12 protein-coding genes are annotated in these 20,220 nt (G+C 47.9%); 9 read left to right on the top strand and 3 right to left on the bottom strand.

Annotation, left to right across the window (positions count from 1 at the left end):
* Nucleotides 1-8: 8 nt before the first annotated feature.
* A complete protein-coding gene (locus MYF79_RS10740; RefSeq protein ID WP_247813874.1) occupies nucleotides 9-1,331 on the bottom strand; it encodes a glycosyltransferase in 1,323 nt (440 codons plus the stop codon).
* Nucleotides 1,332-1,904: 573 nt separating this feature from the next.
* Here MYF79_RS10740 and MYF79_RS10745 point away from each other — a divergent pair.
* The 5 genes from MYF79_RS10745 (at nucleotide 1,905) to MYF79_RS10765 (ending at nucleotide 6,418) form a co-directional block, all read left to right on the top strand.
* Complete coding sequence (locus MYF79_RS10745) at nucleotides 1,905-3,386, top strand: alpha-amylase (protein WP_247813875.1); 1,482 nt, start codon at nucleotides 1,905-1,907, stop codon at nucleotides 3,384-3,386.
* A gap of 112 nt (nucleotides 3,387-3,498) precedes the next feature.
* Complete coding sequence (locus tag MYF79_RS10750; RefSeq protein ID WP_247813876.1) at nucleotides 3,499-5,010, top strand: S10 family peptidase; 1,512 nt, start codon at nucleotides 3,499-3,501, stop codon at nucleotides 5,008-5,010.
* A 48-nt stretch (nucleotides 5,011-5,058) separates the two neighbouring features.
* Nucleotides 5,059-5,628 (top strand): Crp/Fnr family transcriptional regulator, encoded by a 570-nt coding sequence (locus tag MYF79_RS10755; RefSeq protein ID WP_247813877.1) that lies wholly within the window; start codon nucleotides 5,059-5,061, stop codon nucleotides 5,626-5,628.
* Nucleotides 5,629-5,703: 75 nt separating this feature from the next.
* Nucleotides 5,704-6,138: a carboxymuconolactone decarboxylase family protein gene (locus MYF79_RS10760; RefSeq protein ID WP_247813878.1), complete on the top strand. Its 435-nt coding sequence runs from the start codon at nucleotides 5,704-5,706 to the stop codon at nucleotides 6,136-6,138.
* A gap of 208 nt (nucleotides 6,139-6,346) precedes the next feature.
* Nucleotides 6,347-6,418, top strand: coding sequence for a DUF4260 family protein (locus MYF79_RS10765; RefSeq protein WP_247815083.1), 72 nt, complete (start codon nucleotides 6,347-6,349; stop codon nucleotides 6,416-6,418).
* 2 nt (nucleotides 6,419-6,420) lie between these two features.
* On the opposite strand, the gene MYF79_RS10770 is transcribed toward MYF79_RS10765, so the two are convergent.
* Nucleotides 6,421-8,511, bottom strand: coding sequence for a S9 family peptidase (locus tag MYF79_RS10770; RefSeq protein ID WP_247813879.1), 2,091 nt, complete (start codon nucleotides 8,509-8,511; stop codon nucleotides 6,421-6,423).
* A gap of 165 nt (nucleotides 8,512-8,676) precedes the next feature.
* Entirely contained in the window at nucleotides 8,677-9,342 is a 666-nt protein-coding gene (locus MYF79_RS10775; protein ID WP_106602516.1) for a response regulator transcription factor, read from the bottom strand.
* 1,210 nt (nucleotides 9,343-10,552) lie between these two features.
* On the opposite strand from MYF79_RS10775, the gene MYF79_RS10780 reads away from it, so the two are divergent.
* The 4 genes from MYF79_RS10780 to MYF79_RS10795 all read left to right on the top strand — a co-directional run bounded on the left by MYF79_RS10780 (nucleotide 10,553) and on the right by MYF79_RS10795 (nucleotide 20,090).
* Nucleotides 10,553-12,301 (top strand): gliding motility-associated C-terminal domain-containing protein, encoded by a 1,749-nt coding sequence (locus MYF79_RS10780; RefSeq protein WP_247813880.1) that lies wholly within the window; start codon nucleotides 10,553-10,555, stop codon nucleotides 12,299-12,301.
* A gap of 26 nt (nucleotides 12,302-12,327) precedes the next feature.
* Nucleotides 12,328-13,338 carry a type IX secretion system membrane protein PorP/SprF gene (locus tag MYF79_RS10785; RefSeq protein ID WP_247813881.1) on the top strand — a complete coding sequence of 337 codons (1,011 nt, stop codon included), beginning with the start codon at nucleotides 12,328-12,330 and terminating at the stop codon, nucleotides 13,336-13,338.
* Nucleotides 13,339-13,364: 26 nt separating this feature from the next.
* Nucleotides 13,365-15,680 carry an OmpA family protein gene (locus MYF79_RS10790; protein WP_247813882.1) on the top strand — a complete coding sequence of 772 codons (2,316 nt, stop codon included), beginning with the start codon at nucleotides 13,365-13,367 and terminating at the stop codon, nucleotides 15,678-15,680.
* A gap of 321 nt (nucleotides 15,681-16,001) precedes the next feature.
* Complete coding sequence (locus tag MYF79_RS10795) at nucleotides 16,002-20,090, top strand: glycosyl hydrolase family 18 protein (RefSeq protein WP_247813883.1); 4,089 nt, start codon at nucleotides 16,002-16,004, stop codon at nucleotides 20,088-20,090.
* Nucleotides 20,091-20,220: the final 130 nt, after the last annotated feature.

Consider the following 20,220-nt stretch of genomic DNA (forward strand, 5'->3'; position numbering starts at 1 on the left):
ATCTGCGCTCACGCAGGCCGCTTCGTCAGGAGGTCTGCCACATACCCTGCACTAAGCGGAACAGGGTCGTATTGGCTGAGCTCTTCCTTCAGCCTGGAGATATTCGTTTTATACAGCGGTGTCGCTAATATAGTGTCAAATGCTTTGCTGATCTGATCTGCACCGGGATTTTCCGTATGCAGGTTAATGCCGTACTTCATATACCCGATCCTGGCGCAGGTCTCGTTTTTACATTCGTCCGTACCGGCAGCAATGATGGGCAATCTGTGCTGAAGGCTTAACAGCACACCATCATAACCTCCGTCAGTAATAAAGACATCTGCATAAGGCATTACGTCGGCAAAAGGAATATAATCTTCAATGATAACATTGCTATAGGGATATTTTGCCCGTAAGGCTTCCGTCCCCGATCCTCCTGTGGCGACAATAGTAAGCACATTGGTATTGCGGAATGCTTCCAGTGTGGGGATAATGATGTTGTTGACATCTTTACCCGTTCTGCCCTGTGTAACCAGCGCGATCTTCCTGTATTGATGCAACCTGTCGTCAAACCACGGCAATTTTTTTTCATCAGCTGAATACGGCTGCAGAGCGCCTATGTAACGGATATTATTACCCATATCCCTGCGTTGGTATTCAAGTCCGGGCGTACCTATCTGCAGGACCAGGTCGGCGTTTTTAATAATGCTGTCCAGCATGTTCGCACCTTTATTCCTGATACCGTATGTTTTGAAAACCTGTTCATATACTTTGTAAGATTCTTTGAACAGTATCTTATCTGTTAGAAAACGTAAAGCGGCCTGCTTCAATCGCCCTAACAAATGGTGGGAAGGCGTTATGCCAAGGCCGTAGGGAGGCAGGTCACGCGAAGCTTCCGCCAGGGGTACCACACCGATGGCAATGACCGGTATGCCTAGAATCTTGCGGATGATAGGAGCGGCAGTGAACATATTGTCTACTATCACGATATCGAAGGGAAATACTTCAAAGATGCTGCGGATGTTCTCAAAATGCCTGGCAGCAGGCCTCGCAAACGTATGGGTTAAGTGATGGTTCAGTTTTGCTACCCGGTCCCTGACCCTGGTGCCGCCGGGGGGTGGCTCATCTGCATTTTCTTCATTTACCTGCCTGTGCTTTCGCGGTGTGTAATGATAAATGTATAACCGGTGGAATTTAGTGGTATAGTATTCAGACGCATACCATCTTACATCGCAGCCACAATCCTGTAAATACTTCGCTAAGCCTGTCAAAGGATCAATATGGGCATCAGTTGAGATAGTAGCAAATAATACTTTCTTACCGGCAAGTTGTTCAATACTACTTGTCATCATAAATATTAAAAGCGTATGTGATAATGCTTGAAATGAATAATGCTGCTAATGGTTTAAAGCATTAACGTAAATGGTTATATTATACGTTGACAGGAACGTTGTGGCGCAATGCAGGTTCAGCGAGATAGGTGGAATTTGTTTGTTCAATTGAGCAATACAAATCTAAGGGAAATCTGGCGATAAAAACGCATAAATACCGAAAAATACAATGTTATATTGCCCGTTTGCCGGAACTGCGGCAGGATACGCTGCACCTGAAAAGGTATTACAGATGCAGAAGAGAGTGCGCCTATTCCGGTAAACCTGACCCGGATAATGCCTGCAACACCTGGGAATATGATCCACATGTGGAAGAAAGATCTACCTCCTGCCGGCCTGACCGGCAGACTCGAATGCGGTATTTAAACTGCATGCTCCCTGCAATACCGTTATTGAAGGAAGGGTAAGCAATGGTACAACGGAGCTGTTGAAAGTAACGCCAGCCTCCCGGGAAAAGGACATGACCATCATGTAAATGATGGTGGCATGTGGTTTGTACCGCCATTCACATCTTTCCCCATTTAATAATAACGGATGAAAAACGGTACAATGATGCAGTACTTCCACTGGTACACACCTGAAGATGGAAGTTGGTGGAATACGGTAAAAAACGAAGCGCCTAAACTGGCTGCTATGGGTATTAACGCCGTTTGGCTGCCTCCGGCCTATAAGGGAGCAGGAGGCAGCAACAGCCGAGGTTACGATGTATATGACCTGTACGATCTCGGTGAATTTGATCAGAAAGGGACAGTGCGCACCCGTTACGGTACCCGGCAGGAATACATAGCTGCTATAAAAGCTATCCATGACGCCGGTATGCAGGCGTATGTAGATATAGTGGTCAACCACCTGATGGGAGGCGATGAGACAGAAAAGATAACTGTCAGGAAAGTAGATCCGGAAGACAGGAATAAGTTCATCTCAGATCCTATGCTGGCAGAAGCTTATACCCGCTTTACCTTTCCCGGACGTAAGGGTAAGTATTCCACATTTAAATGGGATCATCAGTGTTTTACAGGAGTAGACCACATTACCGGTTCCGACGAGAATGCGATTTTCAGTATACAGAATGAATATGGTGAACTATGGGAAGATGTGGTAGATGAAGAGAAAGGCAACTTTGATTTCCTGATGGGCGCCGATATTGAATTCCGTAATCCCGCGGTGCGTGAAGAAGTAAAGCGATGGGGAGAATGGTACTACGATACCCTAAAGCCTGATGGTTACCGCCTGGATGCGGTGAAACACATCACGCCCGGTTTCATGAATGAATGGCTGGACCACATGAGGAAATATGCTCACCGGGATCTTTTTGCTGTGGGGGAATATTGGGCGGCCGACGATGTAGAACTGTCACTGAAATATATAGATGCTGTAGAGGGCCGGATGTCTCTCTTTGACGCATCATTGCATCACAACTTCTTTGATGCATCCAAAGCGGGCAGGGATTATGATCTTACTACCATTTTTGAAGGCTCATTGGTATTGCAGCAACCTACCCTTGCAGTGACCCTGATCGACAATCATGATACACAACCGCTACAGGCACTGGAAGCGCCTGTGGAAGGCTGGTTCAGGCCAATAGCCTACTCCCTGATATTATTGCGGGAACATGGTTATCCCTGTGTATTTTATCCCGATCTGTATGGTGCAACCTATACCGGCAGGAAGGAGGACGGTGAAGAAATAAGGGTAGAACTGGCGCCTGTGGAAGGGCTGGACAAACTGCTTGCGGCCAGGGATCAATATGCGTATGGCCTGCAAAGAGATTATTTCGATCATCCCAATTGTATTGGCTGGACCCGGGAAGGAGATAAGGAACATACCGGTTGCGCTATTGTGATCTCCAATTCCGAAGAAGGAACGAAACATATGGAGATGGGAAAGCGTTACGCAGGCAAACGGTTTAAAGATATATTGGGCAGACGGGGGGAAGAAATTGTGATAGACCAGGAAGGATGGGGCGACTTCCTGTGTGCTGCCGGCGCCGTGTCGGTGTGGGTACAGGGAGAATAATAATAGTCAGTATATGGTCAACAGCAAGAGGGATTTTCCTTTTATCCCAAAATTCGCTGTATAGCCGATTGCTTCTATTATATTTACCCTGAAACCATTTATCAATCAACTTATGATCAACAAAATCTTATTGCCCCTGGCATTTACAGGTGTGGTCATCGCACAGGTGGCTGTATTGCCGGTCAGGGCGCAGACGAAACCCTCGCCTTCCAGAGTATTGGCTGTTGACTCTTCCGTAGTAACGAAACATGAAGTGACCATCAAGGGGCAGCGCGTGCCTTATACCGCTACCGCCGGCAGCATTCCCGTATGGGATGATGAGGGCAAACCCGTTGCGGGCGTATTTTACACGTATTATGAGCGGGATGATGTAAAAGACAAATCCGGCCGTCCGCTGGTCATTTCCTTTAACGGGGGGCCTGGTACTCCTTCCGTATGGATGGAGATCGGGTATACCGGTCCGCGGATGCTGAACATAGACGATGAAGGCTACCCGGTACAACCCTATGGCATGCGGGATAATCCGCATTCCATCCTGGATGTTGCAGATATTGTGTATGTAGACCCGGTGAATACGGGCTATTCCCGCCCCGTAAGCAAAGATATTCCCGGCAGCAAATTCTATGGCGTAAATGCCGATATCAAATACCTCGCGGAATGGATCAATACTTTCGTAACCCGCAACGGGCGCTGGGCCTCTCCTAAATTCCTGATAGGGGAAAGCTATGGCACCACCCGTGTATCCGGCCTGGCACTGGAGCTACAGGACGCTCAGTGGATGTACCTGAACGGTGTTGTACTGGTATCGCCTACAGAATTGGGCATACTGCGCAACGGACCGCTGGATGCCGCCCTGAAGCTGCCTTATTTTGCGGCTACCGCCTGGTATCATAAAAAGCTGCCTGCCGATCTGCAACAGAAAGATCTGAACGATGTACTGCCTGAAGTGGAGAACTTCACGATCAATGAGCTGATCCCTGCTTTGTCGAGAGGCGGAGCGCTGGATGATGCACAACGTAAAAGCATCGGCGCCCGCGTTGCACGTTACAGTGGACTGAAGGAACAGGTAGTGCAGGAAAATAACCTGGATGTGTCTACCAACCTTTTCTGGAAAGAACTGCTGCGCGATCAGGGCTATACTGTGGGCAGGCTGGATTCCCGTTACAGGGGCATTGACCGGCAGACAGGAGGTACCAGTCCTGACTATAATGCGGAGCTGACCGCCTGGTTACAGGCCTTTACGCCGGCTATCCACATCTATCTGCGGGATGAACTGAAGTATAAAACAGACCTGAAATATAACATGTTCGGTGATGTATATCCCTGGGACAGGAAGGACGATAAGACCGGCGAAAACCTGCGTCAGGCCATTGCCCAGAATCCCTTCCTGCACCTCCTGGTACAATCCGGATATTACGACGGGGCCTGCGATTACTTCAATGCCAAATACAGCATGTGGCAGATGGACCCAGGTGGTAAACTGAAAGACCGTCTCAAATGGGAAGGTTATCGCAGCGGGCATATGATGTACCTGAGAAAGGACGATCTGGCCGCGGCGAACGAGAACCTGCGGAAGTTTATTCTGGAATCCATTCCCGCCAAAGGTCAGGCGGCAAAATATTAAAACAGGAGGCTCCGGCAGGAGCCTCCTTTCTTTAGCGTAATATTGTGTATGCAAAGGCTCATAGCACATATCAGTAAATTCGTAACACTCACGGAGGAAGACAAAGAGACCATACTATCCCTTATACAATACCAGGAGATAAAAAAGAAGGAATACCTGCTCCGGCAGGATGCAGTCTGTAATGCCAATTACTTTATTTTAAAAGGCGTTTTCCGCAAGTATTACATTGATGAAAAAGGGTCTGAGCAGATCATCCATTTTGGTATTGATAACTGGTGGATAACAGACTATGACAGCCTGGACAGAAGGCAGCCCTCCCAATACTTTATACAGGCCGTAGAGCACTCGGAAGTGGCTGTATTGGACTGGCGGGTCCAGGAGGCGCTTTTTGCCAAAATACCTGCCCTGGAACGCTATTTCAGGCTGATCCTGCAAAGGGCATATGCCGCCTCTATGCAGCGCATCCGGTATATCTACGATTTTAGCGGGGAGGAACGCTATTATCATTTCAGTAACCTGTATCCCGAATTCCTGCAACGTATCCCGCAATATATGGTAGCATCCTACCTGGGTTTTACCCCTGAGTTCCTCAGTAAGATCAGGGCTAAGAAAATCTGAACTCTCTTTTCTTGAACTTGATTAAGTTTTGGCAGCAGCCGGCGTTGCAACTTTGTGTCAACAAAAACGCAAATCATGGAAACACGTCTTAATATGGCACAGGTAGAACCAGAAGCTTACAAAGCAATGCTGGCAATGGAAAAATACCTTCATACAACAGCTATCAATCCCCTGCATAAGGAGCTTATCAAGATCAGGGCTTCGCAGATCAACGGCTGTGCTTACTGTATCGATATGCATACAAAAGATGCCCGTAAACTGGGAGAAACAGAACAACGCATTTACGCGCTGAATGCCTGGAGAGAAACACCTTTCTTTTCCCAGGAGGAAAGAGCCATCCTGGCTCTGACCGAAGAGGTGACCCGTATCAGCAATCATGTGAGCGATGCCACCTATAATACCGCCGTACAGGTACTGGGAGAAAAACTGACCGCCCAGGTAATGATGGCAGCCGTAGCTATCAATTCCTGGAACAGGATCGGGATCGCTACCAGGATGATGCCGGCATGAATATAGTACAACAGGTATACCAATATAGTGGATTGTACTACCTACGGGCTCTCTGGTATAGCATTTCAGGCACTATTCTATAGCGATCGCTATACAATAGTGCCTGAAATGCTATACCAGAGAGCCCGTAGGTAGAAGGCCGATACGAAGAGGTACTATAGTCGCACACTTATCATATATCCTGTTTGCCCATTCCGTGATGGACAGGATGTTTGGTTACGGTTTAAAATATGAAACCGGTTTTAAGGACACACACCTGGGACAGATCGGGAAACAATAATCTTATTCTTTCAGATGGCTGATCAGGAATGCTGCGGTGGCTTCGTCTACCCTGAGGGCATTACTGTATTTCATCCAGTGATGGGTATCGTCGGGAATGGCCAGGTACTCAAATGGCACGCCTTTGTCCTCCAGCCGGCGCAACAGGTCTATGGTCTGGCCGAAATCCACATTGCGGTCGTCATCGGCATGAATGAGCAGCACGGGAGAGGTCCAGGTATTCACATAGGCCACGGGAGAGGACATCCACGACACTTTTAGTGCGGTATCAACATCGGGGGCGGTAGTAGCAGATGGGGGAGGCATAAATTGCGAGCGGTTGTGTACACCGTGTATATCTACGCCTGCGGCGAATAGTTTTGAGTCCCTGCCCAGGGCATGTGCGGTGAGGAAGCCACCGTAGGAGCCGCCATACACGCCGATCTTCCTGGCATCCACCTGCGGCTGCGCTGCCAGCCATTCGCCTGCAGCTTTGATATCCTGGTATTCTGATGCCCCGATGATGCCCGCATGCGGCGGCTTGTGGAATTCATATCCATAGCCGATACCGAGACGGTAGTTCACCGACAGCACTATAAATCCCTGGCTGGCCAGGTACTGGTTAACAGCGTATCCATTGGCATAATAATCCATGTAGTGCCATCCCAGCAGCATCTGTCGCTGGGGACCGCCATGGATGTATACGATGGCCGGATGTTTTGCAGCCTTGTCTTTAGGCTCAAACAATTGTGCATGTACGGTGGTGCCATCGGGCGCTTTGAATGTAACTGGTTTTGGGGTGACCATTTGCGCTTCGGGGAAGCTGGAAGGCAAGAACGTTTTGCCTATCACTTTGGGAACGCCTTTCCGGAAAGGCATTACCGCCGGCAGTAAGGGTTGCTGTGCGGTAGCGGTGAGTGCGGCAATAGTATGACCATCGCCTGTTACAACGGGATAAGTTTCTATACCATCTCCGGAACTGAGTAGTTCCATAGCCGCTTTATCGACCGGTACGCGGGCCAGATGTCTGCGGTCTATATCCGCAGCTGCAGGGCCTGTATTGGCGCTGAATACGATCCATTTGCCATCAGGACTGGGCTCTATATGTTCCACCATGAACGCACCGGGGGTGAGTAACAACGGTGTGCCTCCCTTTGGCGTAATAGAATAGAGATGCGGCCATCCGTCGTGGTAGGAGAGGAATGTGATATTGTCATCTGTGGGCCAGTTCAGATTCGTACCACCGTCGGTGGTAGGGATAGAGCCGGGTAAAGTAGGCGGAGCTTTCCATAGCAGCCGGCCCTCGCCGCTGGCAATAGCTGCCGTCCAGATGGCCCAGGGCTGGTGCTTGCGTGCCAGCAGAGAATCGGGAGCACCACCGGTACCGGGCGTACGGATAAATGCGATCTGCTTCCCGTCGGGCGACCAATGGGGAGAAAGGTCCCTGGAAAAGCCGGGGGCTATCCATTGCAGGGGGCTGGCCGCATTGCGGTATACGCCGATGTAGGAATGGTCGTTGCGGTTATTCACAAAAGCAAGTCCGGCGCCATCGGGGCCCCAGGCAATACTGTGGCAGGAACCCTTCACGGTGAACAGGTTCCGGGCAGGAGATGCGCCATCTGCCGGCGCTATCCAGATCTGTCCACCTTTAATGAAAGCAACACTGTCGCCATGTGGAGAGATAGCGGGGAAATCGCCTTCAGACAATAGTTTGGCGGTACCACCTGCAAAAGGAATGGACCATACTTCTGTTTTGGGAGGTATGGGCATATGGGTTGCATTCACAGGATTACTGCTTTCTTTTCCACCATGATCACCTCCACGGGTATATACCACCCATTTACCATCGGGCGAGATAGACAGGCTGCTGATCTCCTGCCCGTCGTCCTGCGTATAGTCAGTGAGTTTCCGGGGCGTGAAATCGGGACCGGCGGCAACATATACATTTCTTTTCCCCTGTTCATTCAGCGCCCAGGCAATACCGTTACCGGTGGAAGCGCTGGTAAGAACGGAGGGAAAGGGATAGCTGGTAACCGCTTCCATTGTAAACTGTTGGGCGCTTACACTGTATATGTGCAGGAGAAGGGTGGTGGAGAGAAGGATGGATCTGATCATGGGCGCAGGAGAATTAAAATCAGGAATTAAGAATCAGGAATGAGAAAATACGAATACAAATCGACATTCTGATACTTTAGTCAATCCATTATAGCCGGCATCGGTGAAGAAGCGCTGCTGCAATGAGTTTCCTGGTTCCTGACCCTTAATTCCGATTCCAGTTGGCTACTGTTTCTGCTGCTGTATAATGTTCCTGATCACAAATTCGGTCAGCGCATTGCGACCGGCAATACCCAGTTTGCCGGCTATCCTGTACCTGTGATTTTCGATAGTACGGATGCTCACATTCAGTTCATCAGCCATCTGCTTGGTGCTTTTGCCTTCCGCAATCATTTTAATGATGCGGTTTTCCGCTTTACCAAGCCGGTGATACAGTGCCTGTTGTGCGGTTGATGAGTTAGCAAGAGATACACTTCTGGTCTCGTCAGGTGTATGCACATGATTGAACTTAGCAAAACGGCCTAGTCGTGAACGGATGCTGAGCAGCAGGTCGCGTTTTCTGAAAGGTCTTGCCAGGTAATCGTCTGCGCCAAGGTTCATGGCCATGCGCATTTCCTGTTTGTTATCTTTTACACTGATAAAGATCAGCGGAATATGATCAAAACCAGGGTCGTTCCTTAGTGCCATAATGAAATGATGTCCGCCTGTTCCACGCAGGTGTGCACCACAAATGATAAGATCGGGTTGCTGTTGCTGGCAGATGATGATTCCTTCTTCTTCTGAGGAGGCTGTATGGATGTCATAAGATTGGGTAATCAGTAACTGCCGGGTCTGTCTTACAAATACCTGATCCTCATCTACAAGTAAAATTTTATAGACTGCAGTATTCATCAGAAAAGTGTTTGCAGGTTGATATACAGGTATGAATGTAACCGGTTACAATACCCATACATATAGCGGATACTGGTCAGGCATGCTTAATGGCTCAGGTCTCCGCAGGCCAGAATTACTTGTGTAATAACAGAATGGAATGGTCGTGTGCATTTTAAATTGGTTAATATTAATGAGTTAGCATAGATGCAGACACACGTATGGCATAGTTTATTTCCGTTGCGCGTGTAGCCTCCATCAGCTGTTTTTTAAAACATGGTCTTTCAGGTAGAAGATATGGGAATGGTCTTTCCAGTGGCGTAAATATGAATAGAATAACGGGTGCGATTTCAACTAATGATCTTCGTCATATATAAAATAAGCGCTAGTACTCAAAAAAAGGTGAGCATATACTTACTGCTTATTCCCGCCGGGTCTGGTCATGCGATCTAAGTGACTGCAATTATATGAGTAAATATAGCGATTTGTTCACATATGGAAATTTTATGCTGTAAATAAGGATCGTGGGATAATCTCATAGAAATAGGGTAAAATAATATTATTGAAAAAAGGCATTTTGAAAATATGCGTACAAGGGTGACAAGAAAAGTTATCCACATTTCGGGTCGTTTTCAGGTTGAAAAATGTGGATAACCCAAGTCTTCGTTGAGCCGACAAAGGTAGTTATAACGCTCAGTTCCCGTATGTTTATTGTATGATATAAAAAATATATTTGAATGCTTCGAAGCCTTCATCAGTAAGGTGATCAGGGGTATCATATGTATATAAAAACACATGTGAATGATCCCGGAAAATGGCCATTTTTAGATGCCAATTTACATAGTATGTGCCCTGATTTCATTTGTAATGTTCTGATTTATAACTGAGAAGTAGGAGGGGGTAACGCTCATTAATTTTTAAAAAGATATTGTTTTATCAATAAATATAGATATTTTTATATTCGAATTTACTATATCCTTGACTATCGGATATTTATAAATCATAATCCTAAACCAATGAAGAAAGCTGCCTTATACGAATTGTGGTCCGCTCTGAGAGCGATATTCCATATGCCTGACCATCGTCCCCGGCTTGCCCGGATCTATATATATAATAATGAGAGGACAATGGGTATCCGGCGTTTCTAATGAGAGCAATACATTGGTACAACAGCATTCAAAATACTATTTGCAGTAATCCTAAGCCTATGCGCATAAATTATAATTCTCGCGTGAATCTGCAAAAAATCGTGCAGCAGCGAGTTGGCCGGGTCTTCACCGATATTAAAAAGATGTCTGATCGCTGCCTGTTCATGCTACTTTTTATAGTAGGTATGACCTGGTTGCCAGCGAAGGCAAACAATCTGACAGCCGGAAAAGCAGCTACCGGTGTTACCGTCAACGGTAAACCCTATACCAAATCCGTTTCCATATGGGTAACATATGCCTACAACGGTTCAGGTGCAGACGGTGCTGTGAAAGTGGGAGATCAGATCGATTATAAGATCTTTATTAAAAATACCGGCGACGAAGCCCTGACAGTGCGTGTAGTAGACACACTCCCTGTACATACCATTTTCTATGGCGCTTCTCCCGGTGGTACGCTGAACAGTGATGTACTGTCATGGAACAACCTGTCGCTCGCTCCGGGTGCACAGACCTCGGTTTCCTTTTCAGTGAATGTGGATGGTTCCCTGGCCGGTGTAGACTATATTAATAATACCGGATATGTGGATATCGGAGATGGAAACGGACTACAGCACACTTTTGCTCCTGCCGTAGACAACAATATCAATGCAGCTATTGGTACCGACAAAGGATGGCCTTCTACAAGAACGCCGGTTGATAACGGTATGAACTCCATATCCTGGAAGAGCGTTACCTACACCGGTACTGGTCCGAACGGTACCATCCAGTCGGGCGACCTCGTTACATATGTGATCCATGTGCAGAATACCGGTACCGAACAACTGACAAACGTGATCGTTACCGACTACGTTCCGGTATATACCAACTTCTATGATGCACCAGATGCAGCTCCTGATGCTAATAACCTGTTGACATGGACCATTCCTGCCATTGACCCCGGACAAGCGGTAGTCCGCTCCTTCCGTGTAAGGGTGGCAACGGACCTGACAGGGGCCAAAGCGATAGAAAATACAGCTTATGTAAATAACGGGAACGGTAAAGGCTTCGTTGCTACGCTGCCATCCCTGGCTACAGATCCAAACCAGCCAGATCCAAGTGGCGCCGGTAAACCGTCTACTTCCATTAAGATCGTAAGCGTGACCTCTTTTGAAGGATGGAAAATAGTACTGAACTCCAGCGGTGAGGCCAGTGTAACTTCAGGCGAAGAACTGTCATATATAATATATGTACGCAACACAGGTAACGTTACCATCCCTACCCTCCAGGTAAGTGATCCGGTTCCTGCCCTGACAACCTTTGCATCTGCTACTGATGGTGGTATCCACCTCGTAGGTTCAAACACAGTAATGTGGGCGGTAAATAACCTGGCAGCAGGCGCAATTGCCACACTGCACTTTAAAGTAAAAGTTGATCCGCTGCCCGATGGTATAAAGAGCATCGATAACACAGCCAGGATCCAGATCGGTGGTAACTCTGACTCCACTTCCAAAGCAACCTACCATTGCGACCCTAAAGAAGCGGGTTGCGACAAGGGTACCGTAACGAGTATCAAGACTGCCGGTAAGGCTGCAGGTATGGTGATCTCCAACGTGGTAACGCCAAACTCAGATGGTAAGAACGACTACTTTATAGTAAGAGGAATTGATAAATACCCTAACAGTGCATTATACATATTCAACCGTTGGGGAGGTGTTGTATACCAGAACCCTAACTATGAGAATAACTGGGATGCGACGGGATTAAGCGAAGGTACCTATTACTACCGCCTTGAGTTGAACAGCCCTACTGAAGGGATAAAAGTATTCAAAGGCTGGGTAATGATTATTAGATAATGAACTGTGATCCTAAAAGTGCAATTATGTACATGACAAAAAAATGGTTTACTGTAGTATTATTACTTTGCCTGGCAGCAGGTTCCCGTGCACAGCAAAGTGTCCAGTTCAGCCAGTATATCTTCAACGGATTAAGCATCAATCCGGCATATGCAGGTTATAAGGATGTACTGCATCTCAACGCCGCATTCCGTCAGCAGTGGACGGGTATAGAAGGTGCTCCACGTACGGCCAGTGTATCGCTGGACGGTCCACTGAACAGAGGTGCCAAAGACGCAAACGTTGGTCTCGGCGTACAGGCCATGATGGATAACCTGGGCCCGCAGAGCGCTATTTCACTTTATGCTTCCTATTCATACCGCATCCGCCTGGATGAGGAGGACACCCGTCGCCTCTGTCTCGGTCTCGGTGTGGGTGCAACACAATATGGCCTGAGCGGTAAAGACCTGGTGTACCTGGATAACGGCGACCGTATCATTCCTGATGGTTCTGCCAAGTCTACTGCTCCCGATGCACGTGTAGGTATCTATTTCTATACTCCTTCGCTCTATATCGGTGTATCTGCGCTGGATCTCTTTTCCAAGTACAGCAGCTCCGGTTATAAATGGAGAGGATATACATATGAAAGTATCCGCAGAAAACAACATGTTTATTTAACTGCAGGTTACATGTTCCCGGTGAATGATAAGATTTACCTCAAACCATCAGTACTGTTCAAAACTGACTTTGCAGGTCCTGCAGGTCTGGATGCAACATTGATGATGCACATTGATGAACTGTTATGGATAGGCGGTTCCTACAGAACGAATCTCTCCGTATTCAACAAGAAATCTGTCGTAAGCAATACGTCGCTTGACAAGGCCAACGCGGCAAGTGCTATTCTCGAATATTACATCTCTCCTAAGTTCCGTGTAGGTTATTCCTATGACTACAGTATGAACAAACTGGCTGGTGTACAAAGCGGCTCTCATGAACTTTCGATCGGTCTGTTATTTAATTCAAAGCTTTTCAGTACATCCAATCCCCGCTATTTTTAATATTTAAAAGATCATCAAATCTCGATATGCTACGTTGTTACGCGATATTATTATGCACCACTCTGATGGTTCCGGTGATGCTGTTTGGCCAGGAGCAGAAAAGCGTGCGGGTAAGGGCTGATGAGGCTTTTGAAAGACAGGAATATGCTGTTGCAGGATCTCTGTATAGCAGGATCATCTCAAAGAAGAAGACCAAGACTTCTATTGATCTCCTGGAACGTATAGCTGCCTGCAATCGTGAAATTGGCCAGTATGATGATGCTGCTTTCTGGTATGAGAAAATGGACGAACGTCCTGATTGTCCGCCAGTGGCACATTTGCAATATGGGGAAATATTAAAGTGCGCGGGTAAATATGTTGAAGCAAAACAACAGATAGCCAAATTTAAAAGTTCAAAGCCTGATAGTGTCCGCCTGGCGAATGCTATGATGGCTGGCTGTGACAGCGCTATCGCCTGGAAGAATAACCGTCTTGACATGGCGATGGAGAATATCAAGGAGCTGAGCTCATCCGGTTCTGATTATGTAAGCGGTGTAACAAGACAGGGTCTCCTGCTGGTATCCAACGGGTACCGTAAAATGACCATGAACCTGCTGCCTGAGAAGAATCCGAAAATTGACACACGTACCAATCAGCCGTACTACAAGGCATATATCTTTAAACAATATTCACAGGGCGTGGCCAATACTTTCGTTGAAGAAGTAGTGCCGCAATTGTTAGCCCTGGTACCTTATCATATCGGTCCTGTATGTTTCAACGCCAGGGAAGATACCATCTATGTAACACTGAACTCCTGGCAGCAGGATATCGCTAACCGCAAGAAACGCGGTCCTGTAAATGGTGAACGTACAATGATGGTGTTCTGGTCCGTGAAATCGGGTGACGAGTGGAGACCGCTCGAGCCGCTGAAAGAGATCAACGCTACTGGTTATTCCACCGGTCACGTTGCCCTCAGCCGCGACGGCAAGACCATGTATTTTGCCTCCAACAGGAAAGGCGGTCAGGGTAAAATGGACATCTGGTACAGTGAAAAACAGAAGAACGGCAGATGGGGTAAACCCAAGAACTGCGGTCCGGTTATCAATACGCCTTTCGACGAAGCATTCCCTACCTACAATGAAGAAGACATGTTGTACTTCTCCAGTAAAGGTCATCCGGGCATGGGAGGCTTTGACATCTTCCGTGTAGCTGGTAAGGGCACCGAATGGCATCGCCTGCAGAACCTGCGCTATCCGTTCAACTCCGGCGGCGATGATCTGGGTTTCATCATGAAGGCGAATATGTATGAAGGGTACTTCTCTTCCAACCGTCCTGGCGGCGGTGGCAGCGACGATATCTACCGCTTCATGGATACTCACTTCACAGAAAGATTCAACAATGACGAAGGTATCCAGCCTTATAAAGATCCGGAGCCGGGATCAAATCCAAATCCGGTTATATTAGCACAGAACAAGCCTGAGAAACCAGTGGCTGAATCAACAGGAGTAGCTACACCAAAACCGGACGAACCGGTGGTGGTATCTCCAAGACAGACCGTAACTGCGCCGATCAGCTTACCTGGAACAGTTGCTACATCAACGCCTTCCAAACCTGCTGAGGAACCGGTAGTTCACTCTCCTAAGCAGACTGTAAGCGCTCCGATAGATATTCCAACTACAGTTACTACTACACAGCACCCCGTTTCAGAACCGCTGGTAGCGAAAAATGAACCTGCAAGCGAGCCGGTGAAAGAACCGGTAAGCGAACCGGTGAAGACAACGCCTGGTAAGCGTACGCCTGTGAAGCAAGCGCCTGGTAAGAAGCCTGTGAAGACGCCTGTGGTAGTTGCAGCTCCTGTGGTAACGGCGCCGGAGCCGGTAGTAAAGTCTGAATATGAACCAGAACCGGTGGCAGAAAAACCGGTTGAGAAGATCGAAACAGTAGCGGTAGCACAGCCACAACAAACCAAACAGGACATCGAAATGTCAGAAATGGACCATGCTATCCAGAACAAAATGGAAAACATGGAGTTCTACTACGACTATAACAGCGCTATTCTGACCACTAAGTCAAGAAACCTGCTGGATAGGGTAGCGGTAGTACTGAACCAGTATCCTGACTGGAAACTGCAGATCCGTTCCTATACCGATAGCCGTGGTTCTGACGCCTATAATAAGGACCTCTCCGCTTTACGTTGTTATGCGGTAATTGAATACCTGGTGAGGAAAGGTGTAACTTCAAGCAGACTTTACTACGAGAATATCGGTAAAGATCCCAATGATCCATGCGGTAAAGGTGTACCTTGTACGGATGAACAATACATGCGCGCAAGACGTACCATGTTGAAAATCATTCACAAATAAGATTATACTGCTAAAAATAGTGAAACGCTCTCCCGGTATTGTACCGGGAGGGCGTTTTGCATATAACAAAAAAAATTATTTTTGGGATGGTACCATACCACGTTAGGTACGACACCTTTATAGAGAGTCTGGAAAAGAGCGAATTAAAAGACATTTTATATTAACCATACGCCTTAAAATACCATTTGCCTGTGAAGACCGGTCTTATATCTGCACATGTTTACTAAAAGAGCAACCTGACGTAATAACAACCTGTGGCTTGGATTATTGTAAGCAGAAATAAACCAGTAGTTCCATATCGTCTCAAAAAAACCATCATAAATGAAAGTAAATTTTACCTTTCGTAGCGCATTGTCATACCATCGCGTAAGACATGCATTGCTGGTGTTACTGCTCATGCTGGGTATATCCCCCCTCATGGCGCAGGTGAACCCGCAGGTGCCCGCAACGACAAAGAACCACAACAAACAGGTGATAGGATATATCACCCAATGGGATGCCTGGAAAGACGTGGCCGGCATCGTGCCCAAAGGAGGCTATAACCAGCTGAACGTGGATTATTCGCAGTACACCATCCTTAACTTCTCTTTTTTCGGTGTAGCGAAAGACGGTTCCCTGCACAGCGGGGATTTCCGCAATAAAAATATTTACCAGGTAGGCGCCGTACAGGAACCTGCCGCCCTGATAAATGAGGATATTTACAGCAGCTGGGACCTGTTCCTGCTGAAAGGTGAACTGGATGCTCCTTTATACTATATCTCTGAAGGTAGCTATGCCTACACCCTGGGATACCGTAACGAAGGCAGCGGCTGGAAAAATGTAAATACTGGCCAAACCGGCGCTTTCCCTTTATCTGTTCCCAAACAGGGCGGTGCACAGGGGCTGATTGACCTGGCACATGCCAAAGGCGTGAAAGTAATGGCGTCCATCGGTGGCTGGAGTATGTGTAAACACTACCCTGAAATGGCGGCTGATGCTACCAAACGCGCGAGGTTCGTAGCCAATTGCGTAGACCTGATCAACATGGGCTTCGATGGTATCGACTTCGACTGGGAATACCCCAACGATGCAGGTATGAACATCGAAAAGTACAGCACTGCCGACTTTAATAACTTCGCAGCACTGGTAGAAGCTGTGAGAGCAGCTATCGGTCCTAATAAACTGATCACTGCCGCTTTCGCCGCTGCCCCTGCTAAACTGCAGGGTTTTAACTGGTCACGTTTGAATAATTCAATGAATTATTACAACATGATGACCTACGACTACAATGGCGGATGGTCTAATAAAGCCGGTCATAATGCGCCACTGTATGATTATCCCGGCGCTGAATACAGCAACTTCTCTGTAGACGCTACCGTGAAAGCGCTGAAGGCCCTGGGCGTAAATATGTCCAAAGTGAACATCGGTGCTCCTTTCTATGGCCGTGGTGTTGTAACCAGCGGTACCGCTGCATTGAATGCCGCTACTACCAAACGTGCAGAAACAGTACAGCCCGATGGTCCTATCCAGACCTGCGCCGACTATACCAACTGGCAGAAAGACCTCTGGGATGGTACGCCTAACTACAGTTATATTCTGCAGCAGACAGGTTCCGGATGGACTGAAGGCTGGGACGATGTAGCAAAAGTACCATACAAAACAAAAGGCAATTATTTCCTGAGCTACGACAACGAGCGCTCTGTAGGAGAGAAAGCTAAATATATCAAGGACAATGGACTGGCAGGTGTAATTATCTGGCAGGTATTCGGTGACATGCTGAACATGACCAGCAACACCGTTGCTAAGGGCAAGCTTATCTATTGTCCTAATACTACTTCTCCGCTTGTAAACAAGATCAATGCTGTTTTTGCTGATGGCAGCACGCCAACCAACCAGCCGCCTTCAGTGAACCTGACAGCGCCAACTGCCAATGCAACATTTACAGCGCCAGCCAGCATCACTGTCAGCGCTAATGCTACAGACAGCGATGGCAGCATTGCAAAAGTACAGTTCTTCAATGGCGCTACCAGCCTGGGTACTGTTACAGCTGCTCCATTCAGCATTTCCTGGAGCAATGTAGCTGCAGGCACTTACAGCATCACTGCTGTAGCTACCGACAATGCAGGCGCTTCCACTACTTCATCTGTAGTATCTGTTACCGTGAAATCAGGTACGGTTGATCCTCCTCCTACCAATAAGGTAGTTGTAGGTTACTGGCATAACTGGAACCTGGCATCTGCTCCATATATCCGCTTACGCGATGTAGACAGCCGTTATAATGTGATAGAAGTAGCTTTCGGTACTACCGGCAGCGACTATTCAACTGTAAGCTTTACTCCGGAAGGAACTACCGTAGCAGATTTCAAAGCTGATATCGCTGCACTGCAGTCACAGGGTAGGAAAGTATTACTGTCACTGGGTGGAGAGAACGGCACATTGATGCTGGCTACAACTGCCAACAAACAGTCTTTCGTGACCAGCATGAAGAACCTGCTGGATACTTACAACTTCGACGGTTTTGATATCGATATTGAAGGTGGTACTTCTTTACAGCTGAACAATGGGGATAACAACTTCATGGCGCCAACTACGCCTAAAGTGGTGAACCTGATCGCAGCAGTGAAAGAGATCGTCTCTTATCGTCAGGCACAGGGTAAAAACTGCCTGCTGACAATGGCGCCTGAAACATATTACGTACAGACAGCCTACGGCGCTACCTATTCTCCGTTGGTAGGCGCTTATCTGCCTATCATCTACGGTTTGCGCAACGAACTGTCCTGGATACAGCCACAGCTGTACAATACCGGTTCTGTAATGGGCCTGGACAACAAAGTATACAGCTCATCAACAGCTGATTTCATCGTAGCCATGACCGAGATGCTGTTGCAGGGCTTCCCTGTATCAGGCACCAGCCAGACTTTCCCTGCACTGCGTGAAGACCAGGTAGCATTCGGTCTGCCTGCGGCTCCCGGTGCTGCCGGTAGCGGTTATACTGCACCTGCTGAAGTGAAAAAAGCGCTGAACTACCTGATGAAAGGACAATCTTACGGCGGCGGTTATACACTGCGTAAAGCAGGTGGATATGCCGGCCTGCGTGGTATCATGACATGGTCTGTAAACTGGGATAAAGTGAACAACAGCGAGTTCGCTGCCAACTACTATCCTTATTTCTTCGGTTCTACTCCGGGCAATCAGTCGCCGGTAGTGAACATCACTTCTCCGGCTGCAGGCGCTTCCTTCACTGCACCGGCCTCCATCACTATCACTGCAAGTGCATCTGATGCTGATGGTACTGTTTCTAAAGTTGAGTTCTATAATGGTGCGACCAAATTAGGTCAGGCCACCAGTGCTCCCTATACCTATACATGGACTAACGTAGCAGCAGGCACTTACAGCCTGACAGCCGTTGCTACTGATAACGGTGGTGCTGTTGCCACATCATCAGCAGTTTCCGTTACAGTGAACGGCACAGGTAGCAATACCTGCGATGGTATTGCTGCCTGGACCGCTACCGGTGTTTACACCGGCGAGCAGCAGGTAGTTTACAATGGAAAGATCTACAAGGCAAGATGGTGGACACAGGGCGAACAGCCTGATACGCACAGTGGTGCTGACCAGGTTTGGGCTTATGTACGTGATTGCGGCGGCACTAATCCCGGCAACCAGGCGCCGTCCGTAAGCATCACTTCACCTGCCAGCGGCGCCAGCTTCACAGCTCCTGCTACAGTAACCATCCAGGCTACTGCATCTGATGCTGACGGCACGGTTTCCAAAGTTGAATTCTTCAACGGCAGCACCAAACTGGGTGAAGCAACTGCAAGTCCTTACTCCTACACCTGGAGCAATGTTGCAGCTGGTTCTTACAGCATCACTGCTAAAGCTACCGACAATGGCAATGCTTCAACAACCAGCGGCGCAGTAACTATTACAGTAGGCGGCGGTGGCAACACCGGCAACTGTGCAGGCGTGCCAACTTACCAGACATACCCTGCGGTGTACAACATGGGCGATAAAGTGGTATACAACGGCAACCTGTATGAAAGCCTGTCCAACGGATTGTACAACGTAACGCCTGGTACCGCCGACTGGTGGTGGAAACCACTGGGTGCATGCGGAGCAAGCGCTGCTACGGTAGCGGCAGTATCTCCGGTACCTGATAACGTTGTGAATGAGAAAGTACTGGTATTCCCTAACCCGCTGACAGGTACTACACTGAAAGTACAGTTCAACGCTGCAGCAGGTGAAAAAGTACTGATCGAATTGTGGAGCACCGGTGGTAACGCCATCATCCGCAAACAATATATCGCAGGCGCTAAAGGCCAGCAAACAGTTGATCTGGATGTCTCCCAGGTACCGGCAGGTTCCTGGATACTGAAAACAAGTCATCTGAAGAGTGGTCGTAAGGGTACTGCGAAAGTAGTACGCCTGTAATACCTAACTTAGGAATCGGAAATCAGGAACTACAGGCCACGGCCGGTAGTTCCTGATTCCTGGTTTCTAATCGCTGTTTTCCTGATTATCTGTCAACCAACGAGCTGTCAACCATATCAAACGAGTGTCC

The sequence above is a fragment of the Chitinophaga filiformis genome, from assembly GCF_023100805.1.
GTDB classification, from domain to species: Bacteria; Bacteroidota; Bacteroidia; order Chitinophagales; family Chitinophagaceae; genus Chitinophaga; species Chitinophaga filiformis_B.

What these genes read in the sequence shown, in the direction of transcription:
- MYF79_RS10740 (WP_247813874.1), bottom strand. Translation starts at nt 1,331, where the DNA reads ATGATGACAAGTAGTATTGAACAACTTGCCGGTAAGAAAGTATTATTT.
- MYF79_RS10745 (WP_247813875.1), top strand. Translation starts at nt 1,905, where the DNA reads ATGAAAAACGGTACAATGATGCAGTACTTCCACTGGTACACACCTGAA.
- MYF79_RS10750 (WP_247813876.1), top strand. Translation starts at nt 3,499, where the DNA reads ATGATCAACAAAATCTTATTGCCCCTGGCATTTACAGGTGTGGTCATC.
- MYF79_RS10755 (WP_247813877.1), top strand. Translation starts at nt 5,059, where the DNA reads ATGCAAAGGCTCATAGCACATATCAGTAAATTCGTAACACTCACGGAG.
- MYF79_RS10760 (WP_247813878.1), top strand. Translation starts at nt 5,704, where the DNA reads ATGGAAACACGTCTTAATATGGCACAGGTAGAACCAGAAGCTTACAAA.
- MYF79_RS10770 (WP_247813879.1), bottom strand. Translation starts at nt 8,511, where the DNA reads ATGATCAGATCCATCCTTCTCTCCACCACCCTTCTCCTGCACATATAC.
- MYF79_RS10775 (WP_106602516.1), bottom strand. Translation starts at nt 9,342, where the DNA reads ATGAATACTGCAGTCTATAAAATTTTACTTGTAGATGAGGATCAGGTA.
- MYF79_RS10785 (WP_247813881.1), top strand. Translation starts at nt 12,328, where the DNA reads ATGTACATGACAAAAAAATGGTTTACTGTAGTATTATTACTTTGCCTG.
- MYF79_RS10790 (WP_247813882.1), top strand. Translation starts at nt 13,365, where the DNA reads ATGCTACGTTGTTACGCGATATTATTATGCACCACTCTGATGGTTCCG.
- MYF79_RS10795 (WP_247813883.1), top strand. Translation starts at nt 16,002, where the DNA reads ATGAAAGTAAATTTTACCTTTCGTAGCGCATTGTCATACCATCGCGTA.